Annotated in this window: 18 protein-coding genes; 12 read left to right on the top strand and 6 right to left on the bottom strand. The window is 67.5% G+C overall.

Features of this window, described 5'->3' with window-relative positions:
* Positions 1-9: 9 nt before the first annotated feature.
* From IE302_RS18425 to IE302_RS18415, 3 genes are read right to left on the bottom strand one after another with little or no spacing between them, the layout of a single operon-like run.
* Positions 10-339: a WXG100 family type VII secretion target gene (locus IE302_RS18425; RefSeq protein ID WP_005154422.1), complete on the bottom strand. Its 330-nt coding sequence runs from the start codon at positions 337-339 to the stop codon at positions 10-12.
* A complete protein-coding gene (locus IE302_RS18420; protein ID WP_229907837.1) occupies positions 339-962 on the bottom strand; it encodes a YbaB/EbfC family nucleoid-associated protein in 624 nt (207 codons plus the stop codon). The genes IE302_RS18425 and IE302_RS18420 overlap by 1 nt, the downstream gene beginning before the upstream one ends.
* A gap of 54 nt (positions 963-1,016) precedes the next feature.
* Positions 1,017-2,306 (bottom strand): MFS transporter, encoded by a 1,290-nt coding sequence (locus IE302_RS18415; protein ID WP_191255763.1) that lies wholly within the window; start codon positions 2,304-2,306, stop codon positions 1,017-1,019.
* A 208-nt stretch (positions 2,307-2,514) separates the two neighbouring features.
* On the opposite strand from IE302_RS18415, the gene IE302_RS18410 reads away from it, so the two are divergent.
* Positions 2,515-3,096: a YqgE/AlgH family protein gene (locus IE302_RS18410; RefSeq protein WP_039916602.1), complete on the top strand. Its 582-nt coding sequence runs from the start codon at positions 2,515-2,517 to the stop codon at positions 3,094-3,096.
* On the opposite strand, the gene IE302_RS18405 is transcribed toward IE302_RS18410, so the two are convergent.
* The gene (locus IE302_RS18405) at positions 3,093-3,515 is read right to left on the bottom strand and encodes an SdpI family protein (RefSeq protein WP_191255762.1); all 423 of its coding nucleotides are present in this window, start codon (positions 3,513-3,515) and stop codon (positions 3,093-3,095) included. The two genes, IE302_RS18410 and IE302_RS18405, sit on opposite strands and share 4 nt — an antisense overlap.
* Before the next feature lie 65 nt (positions 3,516-3,580).
* Here IE302_RS18405 and IE302_RS18400 point away from each other — a divergent pair, with 65 nt between their 5' ends.
* The 3 genes from IE302_RS18400 (at position 3,581) to IE302_RS18390 (ending at position 8,593) form a co-directional block, all read left to right on the top strand.
* Positions 3,581-4,732, top strand: coding sequence for an esterase-like activity of phytase family protein (locus tag IE302_RS18400; RefSeq protein ID WP_191255761.1), 1,152 nt, complete (start codon positions 3,581-3,583; stop codon positions 4,730-4,732).
* A gap of 170 nt (positions 4,733-4,902) precedes the next feature.
* Positions 4,903-7,749, top strand: coding sequence for a leucine--tRNA ligase (gene leuS / locus IE302_RS18395; RefSeq protein ID WP_191255760.1), 2,847 nt, complete (start codon positions 4,903-4,905; stop codon positions 7,747-7,749).
* Positions 7,750-7,855: 106 nt separating this feature from the next.
* Positions 7,856-8,593: a 3-oxoacyl-ACP reductase family protein gene (locus tag IE302_RS18390; RefSeq protein ID WP_191255759.1), complete on the top strand. Its 738-nt coding sequence runs from the start codon at positions 7,856-7,858 to the stop codon at positions 8,591-8,593.
* 1 nt (position 8,594) lies between these two features.
* Here IE302_RS18390 and IE302_RS18385 read toward each other — a convergent pair whose 3' ends face one another.
* Both IE302_RS18385 and IE302_RS18380 read right to left on the bottom strand, forming a co-directional pair.
* Complete coding sequence (locus IE302_RS18385; protein WP_191255758.1) at positions 8,595-9,314, bottom strand: TetR/AcrR family transcriptional regulator; 720 nt, start codon at positions 9,312-9,314, stop codon at positions 8,595-8,597.
* A 17-nt stretch (positions 9,315-9,331) separates the two neighbouring features.
* Complete coding sequence (locus IE302_RS18380; RefSeq protein WP_191255757.1) at positions 9,332-9,724, bottom strand: hypothetical protein; 393 nt, start codon at positions 9,722-9,724, stop codon at positions 9,332-9,334.
* A gap of 189 nt (positions 9,725-9,913) precedes the next feature.
* Here IE302_RS18380 and IE302_RS18375 point away from each other — a divergent pair, with 189 nt between their 5' ends.
* From IE302_RS18375 to ptsP, 8 genes are all read left to right on the top strand, one after another.
* Positions 9,914-10,462: a YbaB/EbfC family nucleoid-associated protein gene (locus IE302_RS18375; protein WP_191255756.1), complete on the top strand. Its 549-nt coding sequence runs from the start codon at positions 9,914-9,916 to the stop codon at positions 10,460-10,462.
* A gap of 24 nt (positions 10,463-10,486) precedes the next feature.
* Entirely contained in the window at positions 10,487-10,825 is a 339-nt protein-coding gene (locus IE302_RS18370) for a hypothetical protein (protein ID WP_191255755.1), read from the top strand.
* Entirely contained in the window at positions 10,818-11,828 is a 1,011-nt protein-coding gene (locus IE302_RS18365; RefSeq protein WP_191255754.1) for a histone H3 family protein, read from the top strand. Before IE302_RS18370 ends, IE302_RS18365 begins: the two co-directional genes overlap by 8 nt.
* Positions 11,829-11,845: 17 nt before the next feature.
* Positions 11,846-13,000, top strand: a complete 1,155-nt coding sequence (locus IE302_RS18360) for a DUF6346 domain-containing protein (protein ID WP_373308005.1) — start codon at positions 11,846-11,848, stop codon at positions 12,998-13,000.
* 113 nt (positions 13,001-13,113) lie between these two features.
* A complete protein-coding gene (locus IE302_RS42785) occupies positions 13,114-13,329 on the top strand; it encodes a hypothetical protein (protein ID WP_229907836.1) in 216 nt (71 codons plus the stop codon).
* Positions 13,330-13,379: 50 nt separating this feature from the next.
* Entirely contained in the window at positions 13,380-14,255 is an 876-nt protein-coding gene (locus IE302_RS18355; RefSeq protein ID WP_229907835.1) for a hypothetical protein, read from the top strand.
* Positions 14,256-14,573: 318 nt separating this feature from the next.
* Positions 14,574-15,434 carry a ribokinase gene (locus IE302_RS18350; RefSeq protein ID WP_191255752.1) on the top strand — a complete coding sequence of 287 codons (861 nt, stop codon included), beginning with the start codon at positions 14,574-14,576 and terminating at the stop codon, positions 15,432-15,434.
* A gap of 68 nt (positions 15,435-15,502) precedes the next feature.
* Positions 15,503-17,137 carry a phosphoenolpyruvate--protein phosphotransferase gene (gene ptsP / locus IE302_RS18345; RefSeq protein WP_191255751.1) on the top strand — a complete coding sequence of 545 codons (1,635 nt, stop codon included), beginning with the start codon at positions 15,503-15,505 and terminating at the stop codon, positions 17,135-17,137.
* Positions 17,138-17,161 lie beyond the last annotated feature (24 nt).

Here is a 17,161-nt window from a genome sequence, read left to right as displayed (position 1 = left end):
CCCACGGCGCTAGACCTTCTTGTCCAGCGTCGTCTTGATCTCTTCCTCGGCGTTCGTGAACGCGGTCATCGACCGTTCGACGTTGTGCTGCATGCCGCGCAGCGCCTCGACGATGTTCGCGAACCCCTCGGACGACCCTTTCGCGCCAGGCTCGTAGTCCTTCGCGAACTCCTTGCCGGCGTCGTCGTTGCCCCAGCACTGGCCCAGCGAGTTGATCGCGGCCATCAGTTCCTTGCCCGCGTCGTCCAGCTGATCCGCGGCGATCCCCAATTTGGCCGCGGCCGTCTTGACCGCGTCCGGATCGGCGGTGAACCCGCCGCCACCCCCACCGTTCGGCATCAGACTCCCCTGGTCAGCCAGCTCGAAGGCGGCTCTTCCTCGTCATCGTCCTGTGTCTGACGCACCCGTTTGGGAATCGGTTTCGGCGTCGGCGGCGCGGGCGGGGCGACAGGAGGTGGCGGCGGCGGGGCGTCGTCCTTGCGCAGCAGCGGGTCTTCGAAGTCGTCGTCGGACTTCTTCGGCGCGGCCGGCTCCTCCTCTTCCGCGAGGAAGTCCGGGATCGACGGCATCAGCCCTTGCAGTGAAGGCGCGCCCTCGATGAGGTCCGAGAGATCCGGCAGGCCTTCGGTGATCGGGGCCATCAGCTCGGCGACCTGCTGCTTGACCTGCAGCGATCCCTGGCGCACCAGCGTCAGCACGGTGTTGGCCAGCTGCGCGGGGTTGGTGCGCTCGAAGGCGTTCGGCTGGATCTCGAGCTTCGCGAGCGTGCCTGTCGCGTCGATGGTGGCGCGGACGAGACCGTCCTGCGAGACCACCGTCGCGGAAGTCTGCGAAGCGGCTTCCTGCGCGTCCCGGAGCTGGGCCGTCTGGCGCTCGAACTGTTCGAGCAGCGTGTCGACCTGGTCCTTCATGGCGGCGTTGCGCGCTTCGAGGCGTGCGCTGTCGTCACCGGCCGTCGTCACTTGAGCCCCCGCGAGTACTGGATCCGGGCATACGCCACCCGGTGTCGGTAAGCGTCACCCTAATGCCAACTCCCGTGCCGTATCACTCGTTCTCCGTTTTCGCACCGCGAGCAGGTGACCGGCGGCCCCGGCCAGGTAGAGGACGGTGGCCGCGATCAGCAGTCCGGACGATCGGCCGTCGTCCGGGATCACCGTCGCGGCCAGCGAGACCGCGGCGACCTGGGTGATGTTGAACAGCGTGTCGTAGAGCGCGAAGACCCGCCCCCTCGCCTCGTCGGCGACGTCGAGCTGGACCGACGAATCGACACAGAGTTTCAGGACCTGTCCGGCGCCGGTCACCAGGAACGCCGCGAGCAACGCCGTCGGGACCACCATCGGCAGCCCGAGCGCGGACTGCGCGACCGCCGCCAGCACCAGCGCGCCCAGCACGACGCGGAGCCTGCCGAACAGCCGGATCAGCCGGGCGGTCAGCAACCCCGCGACCAGGATCCCCGCCCCGGCGAACGCCGCCATCTGACCAAGCCCTTCGATGCCGGCGCGGAAGATCCCCGCGTCGGTGAAGTGATTGCGCATCAGCAGCACGGTCACCAGCAGCGAGATCCCGTACGACGCGCGATGGGCGAACAGCGCGATGAACCCGGCCGTGACGCTGGGCGTGCGCCAGGCCGCTTTCGCGCCGTCGGACAGGCCGCGGACGACGGCGAGGGCCGGATTCGACGGCTCGTCGACCGTCGACGGCCCGAGCAGCCCGCGCTCGAAGCCCGCGGCGAGGATCGCGGCGCCGATCCCGCCCAGCGCGGCGACGGCGGTGACCCACGCGGAACCGGCGTTGTCGGCGCCGGTGAGCTCTCGGAGGCCGATCGCGCAGCCGCCGCCGACGACAGCGAGCACCGAACCCCATGTCGCCGCGAAGGCGTTCGCGGCGACCACGGACTTCTCTTCGACGACGTGCGGCAGCGACGCGGACAGGCCGGAGCCGATGAACCTGGAGACGCCTTCGGACGCCAGTGCCAGCGAGAACAGTCCGATCCCGGCCGCTCCCGTGCCCACGGCGACGGCCGTCGCGAGGATGGTGAAGGACCGCAGGAGGCTCGCGAAGATCAGGACCTTCCGGCGGTCCCAGCGGTCGAGCAGCGCGCCCGCGAACGGCCCGACGACCGAATAGGGCAGCAGCAACGCCGCGAACCCGCCGGCCATGGCGAGCGCGTCGGCGGCGCGTTCGGGGTTGAAGAGGACGGCTCCGGCCAGCCCGGCTTGATACATGCCGTTGCCGAAATGCGCGGAGAACCGCGTGTACAGCAGACGGCGGAAGCCGGGATCGCGGACGAACGCCCTGGTTGTCACGCGGGAAGCCTAAAGAAGGTGGTCGGTGCGCTTTAGGGTCGCCTCTCGGCGGCTATGCGCAGTGTGGCTCCAGCCGGACGGTATTCCACAAAGGCGGTTCTTCAGTGAGCCCGGGGGACACGGAAAGCACACCGACCTCTGTGTCCAACGGTGCTCGTGATGCTGTTGTTCCCTGGCCGGACGATTTGTCTCCACTCGAAGTGGGATCATGGCGGACGTGCCAGCGGACGCCGAGGTCGAACCGGGAACGCTCCTGGTCGCCGCCCCCACGATGGTCGATCCCAACTTCCGGCGGACCGTCGTGTTCGTCATCGATCACCGGGACGAGGGAACGCTCGGCGTAGTGCTCAACCGGCCGAGTGACGTCCCGGTGTACGACGTGCTGCCCAACTGGGGCGGGCACGTGGCGGAACCGCAGTCGGTGTTCGTCGGCGGTCCCGTCGAGAAGAAGACGGCGTTGTGCCTGGCCGCGTTACGGACCGGTGAGACGGCGTCCAGCGTGCCCGGGGTGATCGCCGTCCGCGGTCCGGTCGCGCTGGTCGACCTCGACACCGATCCCGAGATGCTGGTCCCGAAGGTGCGCGGGGTGCGGGTGTTCGCCGGATACGCGGGCTGGGACTCCGGCCAGCTGGCGAACGAGATCGAACGCGACGACTGGGTGATCGTCCCGGCGCTGCCCAGCGACGTCCTCGCTTCGCCGCACCACGACCTCTGGGGCCAGGTGCTGCGGCGTCAGGGCATCCCGCTGGCGCTGCTGGCCACCCATCCGGGAGACCTCCAGCGGAATTAAGCGGTGGCGGTGTCGGCCTTCTTGAAGACGCCGCAGGTCCCGCAGGCGCAGCCACTGCATCCGGCGGGCCGCTCCGGCTCGGGCTCGGGCACCGTCGCGGCGGCGCGGTTGCCGAGCACTCCCCCGCCCGCGACCAGGGCGACCATCCCGATCACGCCCACGAACGAGGCGAGCAGCAGCCCGAACGTCGTCGGCATGACCAGCGCGGCGATCCCCGCGAGCACGGCGATCACGCCGCCCGCCAGCGTCGGGAGCCCCGCGACCTTGTTGCCGAGGCGGAAGGCGTCGTCGCTGCGCAGGGTGGCGGCGGTGCGCACGCCCGCGCCGCGGTCACGCGGCAGCTTCTCGCGCAGACCGAGGAAACCACCCCAGGCGACGAGGACACCCAGCACGATCGGAACCAGCGCTATGACGAACACTCCACGAGGATAAGCGTGACGTCCCGGCAACCTGCCGGATACCCTGGTCGACTGTGCTACAGGCCATGTCACGCCGAGTCATAGCAACCGCCCTGATCGGGGCCCTTCCGCTCACCCTGATGGCGGCACCGGCCACCGAAGCGGGCCACCGTCCGCTTCGCCTCATCGGGGAACAGATCGTCCCGAACTTCCTGCCCTACGAGGGCACGATCGTCGGCGGCCTGTCCAGTATCGACTTCGACCCCCGCACCGGTGAATACGCGCTGATCTGCGACGACCGGTCCGCCATCAACCCGGCGCGGTTCTACACCGCGAAGTTCTCCCTCGACGCCAAGGGGCTCGGCCCGGTCACCTTCACCGGCACGAAGCCGCTCCTGCGTCCGGACGGCACGCCGTATCCGCCGCTCGCGAAGAACGACCCCACGCAGCCGCCGAACATGCAGACCATCGACCCCGAAGAGCTGCGCGTCGACCCCTGGACCGGCCAGTACGTCTGGTCGCAGGAGGGCGAGCGGTCGGCCGCGGCGCGGATCGACCCGTCGATCCGCGAGGCGAAACGCGACGGCTCCTACGTCCGCGACCTGCCGATCCCCGCCAACGAAAAGATGACCGAGACGACGGGGCCGCGGCAGAACCTCGCCCTCGAAGGCATCACCTTCGCCGGTTTCGGCTCGCTCGTCGCCAGCTCGGTCGAGGGGCCGCTGTTGCAGGACGGCCCTGAGCCGACCACGACGTCAGGCGGCCTTTCGCGCATCACCGTGCAGTCGCGCTTCGGTCCTGTCCTCGCGCAGTACGCGTACCCGCAGGAGAAGGTCTTCGCGGCCCCGAACCCGCCCGGCGGTTTCGCGACCACCGGCGTCTCGTCGCTGCTGGCCGTCGACCAGGCCGATCCGACGCGCTACCTGGTGATGGAGCGTTCGTTCGTCACCGGCGTCGGCAACAAGATCCGCATCTACGCCATCGACACCAAGGGCGCCACGAACGTCGCGAAGATCCCTTCGCTCGGCAGCGCCGAGAAGGTCAAACCGGTCAAGAAGCGCCTGCTCGCGGACCTCGCCGACTTCAAGCTGTCCACTGTGGACAACGTCGAGGGGATGACCTGGGGGCCGCGCCTGCCGAACGGCGAGCGCAGCCTGGTGCTGGTCAGCGACAACAACTTCTCCGCGACGCAGGTGACCCAGTTCATCGCTCTGGCGGTCCCCTCGGAACGGCTTTGACCAGGGCGTTAAACTGGACTCATGAACACGGCTCGGCTGCTCCTTAGCCTGCCGCGCTGAACTCGGCAGATCGGCCGGGACCAGCGCGGCGACCCCTCATGCCCTCCGGGCTGGGGGGTCGAGTTGTTTCTGGAGTGGCTTGACGTGGATGAGCACGGAGGATTTCGGCGATGAACCAGGCGAGCGAAGGCGCCGACTCGGCCCCTCAGCACCGCTACACCGCGGAGCTGGCGGGCCGGATCGAGCAGCACTGGCAGGACTACTGGTCCGACCACGGCACCTACCACGCACCGAACCCGGTCGGTCCGCTCGCGGACGAGAGCGGCGAGGTCCCCTCGGACAAGCTGTTCGTCCAGGACATGTTCCCGTATCCGTCGGGCGCCGGCCTGCACGTCGGGCACCCGCTGGGCTTCATCGCGACCGACGTCTTCGCGCGGTACCACCGCATGATCGGCCGGAACGTGCTGCACACGATGGGCTTCGACGCCTTCGGCCTGCCCGCCGAGCAGTACGCGGTCCAGACGGGGCAGCACCCCCGCAAGACGACCGAAGAGAACATGGAGACCTACCTGCGCCAGATCCGGCGCCTGGGTCTGGGCCACGACGAGCGTCGCCGCATCTCCACGATCGACCCGGACTACTACAAGTGGACCCAGTGGATCTTCCTGCAGATCTTCAACTCGTACTACGACGAGAAGGCGGGCAAGGCCCGGCCCATCGTCGAGCTGGAGACCGAGTACGCGCAGGACAAGCGCCGCACGCCGGACGGCCGTAACTGGTGCGAGCTGACCCGCGCGGAACAGCTGGAGATCATCGACTCGCACCGTCTGGTCTACATCTCCGAGGCGCCGGTGAACTGGTGCCCCGGGCTGGGCACGGTGCTGTCGAACGAAGAGGTCACCGCCGACGGCCGCAGTGAACGCGGCAACTTCCCGGTGTTCCGGCGCAATCTGCGTCAGTGGATGATGCGCATCACCTCCTACGCCGACCGCCTGGTCGACGACCTGGACCTGCTGGACTGGCCGGAGAAGGTCAAGTCCATGCAGCGCAACTGGATCGGGCGTTCGCACGGTGCGCGCGTGTCGTTCGATTCCGGTGACAGGAAGATCGAGGTCTTCACCACCCGCCCGGACACGCTGTTCGGCGCCACCTATCTGGTGGTCGCGCCCGAGCATCCGCTGGTCGACGAGCTGACCGCCGCGACGTGGCCGGAAGGCGTCGACGCGCGCTGGACCGGCGAGGCCGCCACACCGGCCGAAGCCATCGCCGCCTACCGTGCCGCCGCGGTGCGGAAGTCCGAATTGGACCGTCAGGAGAACAAGGAGAAGACCGGCGTCTTCACCGGCTCCTACGCGGTGAATCCGGCCGACGGCAAGGAAATCCCGATCTTCGTCGCCGACTACGTCCTGATGGGCTACGGCACCGGCGCGATCATGGCCGTCCCCGGCCAGGACGCCCGCGACTGGGAGTTCGCCGAGAAGTTCGGCCTGGAGATCGTCCGCACGGTGCAGCCGTCGGAAGGTTTCGACGGTAAGGCGTTCACCGGCGACGGACCGGCGATCAACTCCGGGTTCTTGGACGGCATGGGCGTCGACGAGGCCAAGAAGACGATGATCGGCTGGCTGGAGGAGCACGACCACGGTCGCGGCACCGTCCAGTACAAGCTGCGCGACTGGCTGTTCTCGCGCCAGCGTTACTGGGGCGAGCCGTTCCCGGTGGTCTACGACGAGGACGGCCAGGTCCACGCGCTGCCGGACAGCATGCTGCCGATCGAGCTGCCCGAGGTCGCCGACTACTCGCCGGTGACGTTCGACCCGGAGGACAAGGACAGCACGCCGTCCTCGCCGCTGGCGCGCGCCACCGACTGGGTCGAGGTCGAACTGGACCTGGGTCAGGGCAAGAAGACCTACCGCCGCGACATCAACACCATGCCGAACTGGGCGGGTTCCTGCTGGTACCAGCTGCGGTACCTGGACCCGACCAACCCGGACGTGTTCGTCGCGCCGGAGAACGAGGCGTACTGGGTCGGCCCGCGTCCCGCCGAGCACGGCGTCGAAGACCCGGGCGGCACGGATCTGTACGTCGGCGGTGTCGAGCACGCGGTGCTGCACCTGCTGTACTCGCGGTTCTGGCACAAGGTGCTGTTCGACCTGGGCCACGTGTCGTCCAAGGAGCCGTACCGGAAGCTGTTCAACCAGGGCTACGTCCAGGCCTACGCCTACACCGATTCCCGCGGCGTCTACGTCCAGGCCGATCAGGTCGAGGAGCGTGACGGCAAGTTCTTCTTCGGCGAAGAAGAGGTCAAGCAGGAATACGGCAAGATGGGCAAGAGCCTGAAGAATGTCGTGACGCCGGACCAGATGGCCGCCGACTACGGCGCCGACACCTTCCGGTTCTACGAGATGTCGATGGGCCCGCTGGACGTTTCGCGGCCGTGGGCGACCAAGGACGTCGTCGGCGCGCAGCGGTTCCTGCAGCGGCTGTGGCGCCTGGTCGTCGACGAGGAGACCGGTGAGCTGCGGGTGTCCACAGTGGACGCGACGGACGCGGACCGCAAGCAGCTGCACAAGGCGATCGCCGGTGTCCGCGAGGACTACGCGGAACTGCGGTTCAACACGGCCGGCGCGAAGCTGATCGAGCTGAACAACCACGTCACCAAGGCCTACGGTGCGGCCGACGCCACGCCGCGGGAACTGGTGGAGCCGCTGGTGCTGATGCTGGCGCCGCTGGCCCCGCACCTGACCGAGGAGCTGTGGAAGCGCCTGGGCCACGCGGATTCCCTGGTGCACGGGCCGTTCCCGGTCGTCGACGAGAAGTACCTGGTCGAGGACTCCGTGGAGTACCCGATCCAGGTCAACGGCAAGGTGCGCTCCCGGATCACCGTGCCCGCCGACGCGGGCAAGGACGCCGTGCAGGCGGCCGCGCTGGCCGACGAGAAGGTCGCCGCTTTGGTCGGCGACGGCACCCCGCGCAAGGTGATCGTCGTGCCGGGACGCTTGGTCAACATCGTGCTGTAGCCAGGTGACCGCTGTGACACCAAGACCGATTTGCGCCAGCGTCGAGGGTCATGAGGCGATTCGATGGAGTTGTTCAAGGACAACGAAATCGAACGGAGAACACCGCATGACCCTCGACGGCAAGGTGGCTTTGGTGACCGGCGGCAGCCGCGGGATCGGTGCCGCCACGGCGATCCGGCTCGCCGAGGACGGCGCCGACATCGCGCTCACTTATCAGAACAACGCCGAACTCGCGGCCGGCGTCGTGGACAAGATCAAGGCGCTTGGCCGCCGCGCGCTGGCGGTTCAGGCCGACAATGCCGACGCCGCCGCTCTGGTGTCCGCGGTCGAAACGACGGTCGCCGAGTTCGGCAGGCTCGACGTGCTGGTCAACAACGCGGGCGTCGGCTTCGTCGGCCCGCTCGACCAGACGAGCCTGGAGGACATCGACCGCGTGCTCGCGGTCAACGTCCGCGGTGTCTACGTGGCCACGCAGGCCGCGGCCCGGCACCTCGGCGAAGGTGGGCGAGTGATCAGCATCGGCAGCTGCGTTTCGGACCGTGTGCCCGGTCCCGGGATGTCGCTGTACGCGGTGAGCAAGACCGCGCTGCTGGGCCTGACCAAGGGCCTGGCCAGGGAGCTCGGCCCGCGCGGCATCACCGTGAACATCGTCCACCCCGGCCCGACCGACACCGACATGAACCCGGCCGACGGCCCGTACGCCGCCGACCAGCGGAGCCTGACGGTGTCCGACCGCTACGGCTCGCCGTCGGAGGTCGCCGCCACCGTGTCGTTCCTGGCACGGCCGGAAAGCGCCTACGTGACCGCGACGACCGTTTCGGTCGACGGCGGCCACGCGGCGTAGCTCAGTCGATGGTCAGGCCGATCTCGCGCGCGAGATCGGCCAGCATCGCGTCGAAGAGGACGTCCGGTTTCGAGAACGGGATCGGATAGTTGCCGAAGACCTCGAGCGTGACGTGCCCGTAGAGCCGGGCCCAGAACTGGATCATCAGGTACGTCACGCCGAGGTCGAGCTTCTCGAGCGGGAACGTCTCGCCGGATTCTTCGAGTACGGCCAGCAGTTCCCCTTGGAACGACGTGAGATCGTCGCGCAGCTCGGCGGGGACCACGTCGTTCGACGGCGTCACCAGATCGTGCATCGCGAGCACCCGGCCCGCCGCCGCGAGGAAGATCCGCCCGAACGGTTCGCCCAGCCTGCTCAACGTGTCGTCGCCCGCGGGCGACGCGAAGACCAGCGTGAACTCCTTGGTGTGGGTCAACGCCCAGCGCCGGAATCCCTTGCAGATGGCGAAAAGCTGCAGCGCGCCCTCGTCCGGCAGCTGCGCGATGTCCTCGGCCAGCCCGGCCGCGAGATCCGCGACGACGTCCGCGCGAAGGTGCTCGACCAGGTCGTCACGCGAGCCGTAGTAGCGGTACAACGCCGGCGCCGTGATGCCGAGCTCGCGCGCGATCGCCCGCAGGGTCACGGCCTCCGGCCCCTGCTCGACCAGGAGCGCCCGCGCCGTCCGCCGGATGTCCTGATCGGTCGCGGCCCGCTCGCGACCCCTGCGGCCGGTGTTGTTCATCCGGGCATTCTAGGTGGTCAGTGCGCCTTTACCGCGGAACCGCCCAGAAGGCGAGCCTGGAGCCCCGTGAGTGGCCGGAGCGCCAGGAAAATCGGAACGGCCATCCCGGCCGCGATCAAGAAGTGCACGATCCACGCGCCCGCCAGCGTCGGTCCGCCCCAGGTGCCTTCGGGATCGCTCCCGGTCCAGAAGAGGCCATAGGTCGCGATGCGCCCGACGAGATAGAAGAGCAGCAGCGCGAGCAGGAACGCGACCGCACTCGGCCCGAACGCCGCCACGAACCGCGGCCGTCCCCCGGTCTCCCGCCCCAGCCACCGCCGCGCGAGCCCGCGCTGGACCTTCGCACCACCGAGATACCCCGGAAGTACGAGAAGCGCGTAGATCGCGCGTTTCCAGTCCGAAATCGTCATGCCCGGTACGGTATGGGTCGCTGACCAGCGCGAACACCGGGAAAGCCACCACATCGGGTAGGGGAAACCGGAGGTCCTGTGGTGATCCACACGACCGGGGTGTGGATCACCGCGAAACGTTCCCCGATGTCAGACGGGTATGCCACACTCGGTCGCCGAACGGCTACGACGTGAACAGGGGAGGTTCGCGTGTCGAACCCTGAGCAGCTTTTCGCCGATTTCGAGGCCAAGCTGGCCGACGCCCAGCGGAAGGCGAATCAGATGCGCACCGAGATCGAAGGCGTCTCGGTGTCCGAACGCAGCAAGGACGGCCAGATCTCGGTCAAGGTCAACCACGCGGGGAACCTGGTGGGCCTGGAGATCGGCCCGTCGGTACGGGACAACCCGGCCCTCGCGCAGGAGATCCTCCGCGTCGTCCAGAGCGCCCAGAGCAAACTGGCGAGCGCGATGCAGGCAGGCGTTCCGTCCATCGCGGGCACCGAGACCATGAACGAGCTGGTCAACCAGCTGCACAACGAGTACCCGGAACCCGAACCGACGGGCTACGTCGAGGGCGGTCACCAGGCCGTGGACGAGGACGACCGCTTCGTCAACGAAGACGAACTCGACGCTCCTCCGCCCCCTCCTGCTCCGAAGCCGCCCGCTCCTCCGGCCCAGCCCGCGCCGCCGCGTGCCGCGCGCAGGCAGCAGGCGGACCACGAGGACGACTACTTCACCGGCGGCGACTTCCTGCGCTGAGCGGGTACTTGAGGGAGGGAAATCATGGGGCAGCCACAAGGCGATCAGGGCTTCAACGTCGATCCGGTGCAGATCGACGAGCACGCCAAACAGGTGGAAGAGACGCACGAGCATCTGCGGGTCGCGCTCGACGCGGACAGAGATCGTGTGGACATGTTGGCCTTCGGGCTGATCGGCAACATGTGCGGGATGCCGTTGATCTGCAACAACCTTTCGGAGAATGTGCGAGAGGCTCTGCAGTCGGCGATCTCGGCAGGTGAACACCATGTCGCAGCGGTACGGAAGTGGGCTGAGGTGCGTCGGGTGACCGAGCAGGATGCGATCGACCTTCTGAAGCGGGCAGAGCAGGTGGAACGTGGCTGAGAACGACGTCCTCAAGAACGCCAAGGGCGAAACGGACGCCGAAAAGTACAAGGTGGACAACGCGCTGGAAGGTGCGGGCGCCGTCCAGGATGTGTTCGGTGGCGCCGAAAAGCTCTTCAATGGTGATTGGACTGAGGGACTTCTCAGTCTCGCGGGAGCCGTGCCGGATATCGTCGATGTCATCAAGAACCCCCTGGAAACCCTGATGAGCTGGGGTTTTGGGTGGATCATCGAACACGTTGACTTTTTGAAGGAACCGCTTAACTGGGTCTCCGGTGACCAGGACGCCCTAGATCTCGAAGTGCAGAAATGGCTGGAGGTCGGCAAGTACGTCAAGACAACGGCCGAGGCACTGACCGATGAGGTCCAAAAGAATTGTATGGAGTGGTCAGGCGCCGCGGCTGACGCGTATCGCTCCTACGTTCAAAAGCAGCTTAACGGGTACCGGGAAATCGTACGGCTCGCCGAGCGCGCCGGGAACATCATCAACATCTGTAAGACAGTGCTTTCGGTGGTTCGAACGATCATCCGCGACCTGATCACCGACACCCTGGCGAAGATCGTCATGATCATCGCCAGGTACCCGCCGCCGGCCTACCCCGCCGCTTTGGCGGCCGAGGGTGTTCCCTTCGCGATCGAAAAAAGCACCGAAGCCATGACGTGGGCTGAGAAGCTGATGCGCGTTCTCCTGCGCGCGAAGTCCATGTTGATGGACTTCTACAAGAACGTCGGCGATCTCCTCAAGAAGGGCGACGTGTTCGAAGGCGCGGGAATGGGGGCGTTCTGGGAGGTGGTGAAGGAAACAGGAAAGACGGCCGTCAAAGAGGTGGTCAAGAGCGCGTCGGAAGACAAGGCGCGAGACCGGCGAGAGACGACCATCAACGCCACCGGCGAACCGAAGCCGTCAGAGAAGGCGAACGGAGCAGTCGGCTCCAGGCGCGCTACCGGGCAGGAGCCGATTTTCGAGCAGCCCGGAACCCGACGCATATCCGGGTCGATCTAGTGAACAACGGTCTTCTGATGACCGGGTACGAAGCCGTTCCCACAGTCACGCGCAGGTCCCCAGGGAAGGTGGTCGTTGCCACCCTCGGTGTGCTCCTCTACGCGCTGATCTGCTGGACCCTCATCGGCCGCGGGATGGTGTCCGACGGTGAAGAGGGAACGGGCGGGCTGGCCGATATGGCGACGGCGAAGACTTGCGAGGAGGTAGGGCCGCTGAGCATCGCCGGGATCGGCTACTACTGGGTCTGCGACATCGATGTCCGCCCGTATTTGTCCCGGTACAGTGAGAAAGTGGTGGCGGCCCGGTCGTTCCCGGACGAGTTGACGCCGGCCGATATCGGTAAGTCGGTCCGAGTCAAAGAGGTCGGTAGGTACTACGCGCGGGATTTCAAGAGCGATGTTCCGTGGTGGAGCGTCGCACCTATGGTCGGTGGGTTCGTGGGGTTGGCGCTGTTCGCCCACTGGCGACGGAACAAACGTTTCCGCAAACCTGCCACCGAAGCACCCGTGACCACCTCGCTTTCGCTTTCGTCAGTTCGCCCGCTGGGTGGTGTGGCGGCTCCTGCCGGTCTGCCCGCGACGGCATCGAGAACAGTCACCCCCAACGACTGGTCGTCGGCGAAGTTCTGGCGCATTTGCGGGGTGATCTTCGTGGTCGCCGTCATCTCCGGGGTCGTGGGTTTCACCGCGGACCGCGGAACGGAGCTCCGCGAAGCGACCGTGACGATCGCGGCGATCGGACTCCTCTCGCCGGGATTGCTTTGGTTCTGCACTCCAGCGCGCTGGAAAAAGGCGAGCTGGTGCACCACGTTCACGGTGTCGGTCAAGGGAATTCGCTGGTTCCGCCGTGACAAGGCGACCTTCGAGGTGGGCTGGGACGAACTCCGCGAGCTTCGGTTGACCACTGTCACCGACGGCAAACGCACCTTGCGGATGATCGACTTCTTCCCCCTTGACGATGAGTTCGCGAAGCGGCATCGAACGTTGAAGGGGCTGTGGGAAATCGGGGCGAACCTCGATGGCCGTCCGCTTCCACCCGTCGTGGACGGCTACAGGGTTCCTGAGGCGTTCAGTGACGCCGCGTTCGCCGAAATCCGGACCGCGATGACCATGATCCGGCCGGACAAGCTGAGCGAGTATCGAGGTACACCGCAGAGTGCGCGTTTCTCCTGAAATCGATGGGATCCGAGGAGTGCGGTGAAGTTGGCGCCGAAGGACGTCAAGCAGGTCTGGCCGGTTCTCGAACGCGACACGGAAGTCGCCTTCGAGACCCCGGGAGTCATGAAATGACCGACGAGCGGTTGGTGATCTCACGAACGCCTGGGGTCTTCGGTCATCTGGTGCTGGTATTTCTCTTCGGCACGCTAACCGTCGTCATGGCGTTCGGGGTGATCGGGGACTACAAGCTCGCGGTGCGCATTGTCGCCGGTGTCCTATGCGCGGTGTTCATCTACTGCGGCACTATCGAGTTCCGCAACTACCGCCCCCTGACGATGAGCTGATCTTCGACCCGGCCGGGATCACTCGCGTCAAAGACGGCGTGGTGGCCTGGATGGCACAGTGGTCGGACATCGACAAAGTCTTCCTGAGCCTCAAGTTTCGCGAGTACAACCCGAACCGGCGCGGATCCGACGAGTTCCAGTTGGTCATCCGCCCGGGATCGGATTTCGATGCCCATGCCGCGGGGCTCGCCCGGGAACCCGATGGTGATCTCCAGGTAGCGGATATCGACCTCAGACCTCGTGATGCGGAGCGGCTGCTGCCTTTTCTCGTGAAGCACGTGGATGTCGCGATCGAGGACGACAACACCGCGGTGCGGACCGTTCCCGACGAACCGGTGGTGAACGCTGCCCGCGAGGAAGCACTCGACGTCGTGGAAGACGCGGTGAAGATCCATGTCAACGGATGGGACAAGCGCAAGCTGTGGGCCTTCCGGTTCGCCGCCCTGATGATCGAAGTCTGCGCCTTGGCGATCGCCGCCGCGACCGCGGGCACCGCGGTGCGAGTGTGTGCGTTGGTGGTGCTTTTCGTGCTCTTCGCGGTGACCATGGTGGTCGAAGGGCTTGAGGGCGCAACGCACGAGAAGAAGCAAAAAGTCGTGCTGGAACTCAGGTCTCGCGGCTTCTACCTACGGACGTACGGCAGCTTCGTCGGGGTGTGGTGGCACGAGATCGACGCGGTTCGCTGGGGCGTCGACCACGGCTCCACTTACCTGGACTTCCTGCCGAGTTCGGACATGTTCGCGGTTCGTCACCCGCGTCTGGCCGAGCTGACCAAGAGCAACCCGTACGACGACGAGTCCGAAAGACTCGAGGGCGGGTGGTATCGGTTGGCGCGACCGTTCTCAGTGAACGCGCGACGCGAGTTCGAAAGCAGCATGCGGAAATCGGAACGTGTGGAGTTGCGGGAAACGGCCGTAGTGGCCTAGGCGCCCCGTCGAAACGGGGCGCCGCCGGCGCCGATCACTCGGGGGGCTACGTGATCGACGCCGGCGACCCGATGCCCTGCTCCCGTACTCAGTTCGGGACCGGGGCAACGTCACCGCGTGGACGCGGCAACGCATCTCAAGAGCGGGCGTGATCGCCGAAGTGACGCCCGAGGGAATGTTATCCCCCGAAAGAGTGACGGCGTTCCGCTGCTCGCCTGATTGTCGCATTACGCGCCGAGAAAGTTACAAAGTTCTTCACATCTTTGCCCGGAGAAGGGTCATGACCGGACAACTCCTGGTCATGGCATGGTCTCCTCCATGACTTCTCAGGTGCTGGTCATCGGGTCCGCCAATGCCGATCTCGTCGTCCCGGTCGACAGGCGACCCGGTGGTGGCGAAACCGTACTCGGTGGCGACACGATCTTGTCGCCGGGTGGCAAAGGCGCCAACACGGCGGTCGCCGCGGCCAGGCTCGGCGCCGACGTCGCGTTGCTCGGGGCGGTCGGCGACGACCCGTACGGCGATCTGCTCAAGCGTTCGCTGGCCGAGTCCGGGGTGAACACGGATTCGGTGCGCACGAGCGACCGTCCGACCGGGATCGCCTACATCACGGTCACGCCCGACGGTGAGAACTCGATTCTCGTCTCCCCCGGCGCCAACTCCGCTTTGCGGCCCGAGGACGTCGATCTCGACGGCGCCGAGATCGTGGTGCTGTCGCTGGAGATCCCGCTCGAAACCGTCGAGCGGGCCGTCGCGAAAGCCGTCGAAAAGGGCGTGAAGACGCTGCTGAACCTTTCGCCTGCGGCCGAACTTTCCGCGAAGACGCTCCAGGGACTCGACGTCCTGTTGGTCAACGAGCACGAGGCGGCGTTCCTTCTCGGTGGCGAGGCGGACTTCCCGAAGCTGCTCGACCTCGGTCCGAAGGCCGCTGTCGTGACGCTCGGCGCGAAGGGCGCGGCGGTGGTGACCGCGGACGGCGTGACGAAGGTGCCGTCGCCGAAGGTCGAAGCCGTCGACACCACGGGTGCCGGTGACGCTTTCGCGGGGGCGCTCGCCACCGCGCTCGCGAAGGGTGAGGAGCTGGCCGACGCGGCGCGAAAGGCGGTGAAGGTGGCGGCGATCACCGTGACCCGTCAGGGTGCGCAGCCGTCGTATCCCACAGCATCCGAACTGGAATGATGTCTTCTTCTGTGTTGTGCTGTTGGCTATGAGCCAGGTCACGCCCCCTATGAGATATGGTCTAGACCATGCCGTCTGAGTCACTGACCGGGGTCGCCGTCAGTCCCGGCCGCGCGAGCGGTCCTGTCGTCCGAGTCGCCGAACCCCTCGGCGAACCCGCGAGCACGCCGGCACCGGCCGATCCCGCCGCCGAGGCCGCCCGCATCGACCCGGCCGCGCAGATCGTGGCGGCCCGGCTCGAGAAGCTGGCCGAGACCGCCACCGGCGAGGCCGCGACGATCCTCATCACCACCGCGGCGATGGCGGCCGACCCGGCCCTCGTGTCCTCGGCGGAGCAACTGGTCAAGGACCAGAACCTGCCCGCGCCGCGCGCGGTGTACCAGGCGGCGGGGAAGTTCGCCGACGCGCTCGCCGCCGCCGGCGGCTACATGGCCGAGCGGGCCCGCGACGTCCTCGACGTGCGCGACAGGCTCGTCGCCGAGCTGCTCGGCATCGCGCCTCCGGGCGTTCCCGATCTCGACTCGCCGAGCGTGCTCGTCGCGCGCGACCTCGCGCCCGCCGACACCGCCGGGCTCGACCCGGACAAGGTCCTCGCGCTCGTCACCGAAGAGGGCGGCCCCACCAGCCACACCGCGATCCTCGCCCGCGCGCTCGGCATCCCCGCCGTCGTCGCGGTCCGCGGAGTCCTCGCACTCGACGCGCAAGCGCTTGCGGTGGACGGTGACACCGGCGTGATCGAGGTCGCGGACCCGGACGCCGAGGTCGTCGCGGCCGCCAAGACCGGCGCGATCGACTGGGACGGCACCGGCGCGACCTCCGACGGACATCGCGTGAAGGTGCTCGGCAACGTCGGTTCCGCCACGGACGCCCAGGCCGCCGCCGAAGCAGGTGCCGAAGGGGTGGGCCTCTTCCGTACCGAGTTCTGCTACCTCGACGCCTCCGCCGAGCCGACTGTCGAAGAGCAGCGCAAGGCCTACACCGCCGTGCTCACGCCGTTCCGCGGCAAGCCGGTCATCGTCCGCACCCTCGACGCGGGCGCCGACAAACCCCTCGCCTTCCTGGAGCCCGACGACGAGCCCAACCCGGCGCTCGGCGTCCGCGGCCTCCGGGTCGCCTTCGACCGGCCCGAGATCCTCGACCGCCAGCTGGAGGCCATCGCGGGTGCCGCGCAGGACTCCGGCGCCGAGGTTTCGGTTATGGCGCCGATGGTCGCCACCGCGGCCGAAGCCGCCTGGTTCGCCGAGCGCGCCCGTGCCGCCGGGATCGCTCGCGCGGGAGTGATGATCGAGATCCCGGCCGCAGCGCTGACCGCCCGCGAGATCCTCGACGTGGTCGACTTCGTCTCCGTCGGCACCAACGACCTCGCGCAGTACACCTTCGCCGCGGATCGCCAGCTCGGCGCGGTCGCCAAGCTCAACGACCCGTGGCAGCCCGGGCTGCTGCGCCTGCTCAAGGTCATCGGCCAGGCCGCGAAGGACACCGGCAAACCCGCCGGTGTCTGCGGTGAGGCCGCCGCCGACCCGAGGCTCGCGCTGGTCCTGGCCGGGCTCGGCCTGACCAGTCTTTCGATGAACGCGCCCGCGGTGCGCGCGGTCGGCGCGAGCCTGGCCGCCACCACGCTGGCCGAATGCGAGGCGCTGGCCGAGGCGGCTTTGGCGACGTCGGACCCGGTCGAGGCGCGGGCCGCCGCCGCCAAGCGATAGCAAAGGTCCCCCGCTCTCCCGATC

This window comes from Amycolatopsis oliviviridis, assembly GCF_014654365.1.
GTDB classification, from domain to species: Bacteria; Actinomycetota; Actinomycetes; order Mycobacteriales; family Pseudonocardiaceae; genus Amycolatopsis; species Amycolatopsis oliviviridis.
This window is presented reverse-complemented; position numbering and strand designations above follow the sequence as displayed.

What these genes read in the sequence shown, in the direction of transcription:
- ptsP (WP_191255751.1), top strand. Translation starts at nt 15,503, where the DNA reads ATGCCGTCTGAGTCACTGACCGGGGTCGCCGTCAGTCCCGGCCGCGCG.
- IE302_RS18390 (WP_191255759.1), top strand. Translation starts at nt 7,856, where the DNA reads ATGACCCTCGACGGCAAGGTGGCTTTGGTGACCGGCGGCAGCCGCGGG.
- IE302_RS18385 (WP_191255758.1), bottom strand. Translation starts at nt 9,314, where the DNA reads ATGAACAACACCGGCCGCAGGGGTCGCGAGCGGGCCGCGACCGATCAG.
- IE302_RS18370 (WP_191255755.1), top strand. Translation starts at nt 10,487, where the DNA reads ATGGGGCAGCCACAAGGCGATCAGGGCTTCAACGTCGATCCGGTGCAG.
- IE302_RS18425 (WP_005154422.1), bottom strand. Translation starts at nt 339, where the DNA reads ATGCCGAACGGTGGGGGTGGCGGCGGGTTCACCGCCGATCCGGACGCG.
- IE302_RS18350 (WP_191255752.1), top strand. Translation starts at nt 14,574, where the DNA reads ATGACTTCTCAGGTGCTGGTCATCGGGTCCGCCAATGCCGATCTCGTC.
- IE302_RS18360 (WP_373308005.1), top strand. Translation starts at nt 11,846, where the DNA reads ATGACCGGGTACGAAGCCGTTCCCACAGTCACGCGCAGGTCCCCAGGG.
- IE302_RS18380 (WP_191255757.1), bottom strand. Translation starts at nt 9,724, where the DNA reads ATGACGATTTCGGACTGGAAACGCGCGATCTACGCGCTTCTCGTACTT.
- IE302_RS18355 (WP_229907835.1), top strand. Translation starts at nt 13,380, where the DNA reads ATGGCACAGTGGTCGGACATCGACAAAGTCTTCCTGAGCCTCAAGTTT.
- leuS (WP_191255760.1), top strand. Translation starts at nt 4,903, where the DNA reads ATGAACCAGGCGAGCGAAGGCGCCGACTCGGCCCCTCAGCACCGCTAC.
- IE302_RS18410 (WP_039916602.1), top strand. Translation starts at nt 2,515, where the DNA reads ATGGCGGACGTGCCAGCGGACGCCGAGGTCGAACCGGGAACGCTCCTG.
- IE302_RS42785 (WP_229907836.1), top strand. Translation starts at nt 13,114, where the DNA reads ATGACCGACGAGCGGTTGGTGATCTCACGAACGCCTGGGGTCTTCGGT.
- IE302_RS18400 (WP_191255761.1), top strand. Translation starts at nt 3,581, where the DNA reads ATGTCACGCCGAGTCATAGCAACCGCCCTGATCGGGGCCCTTCCGCTC.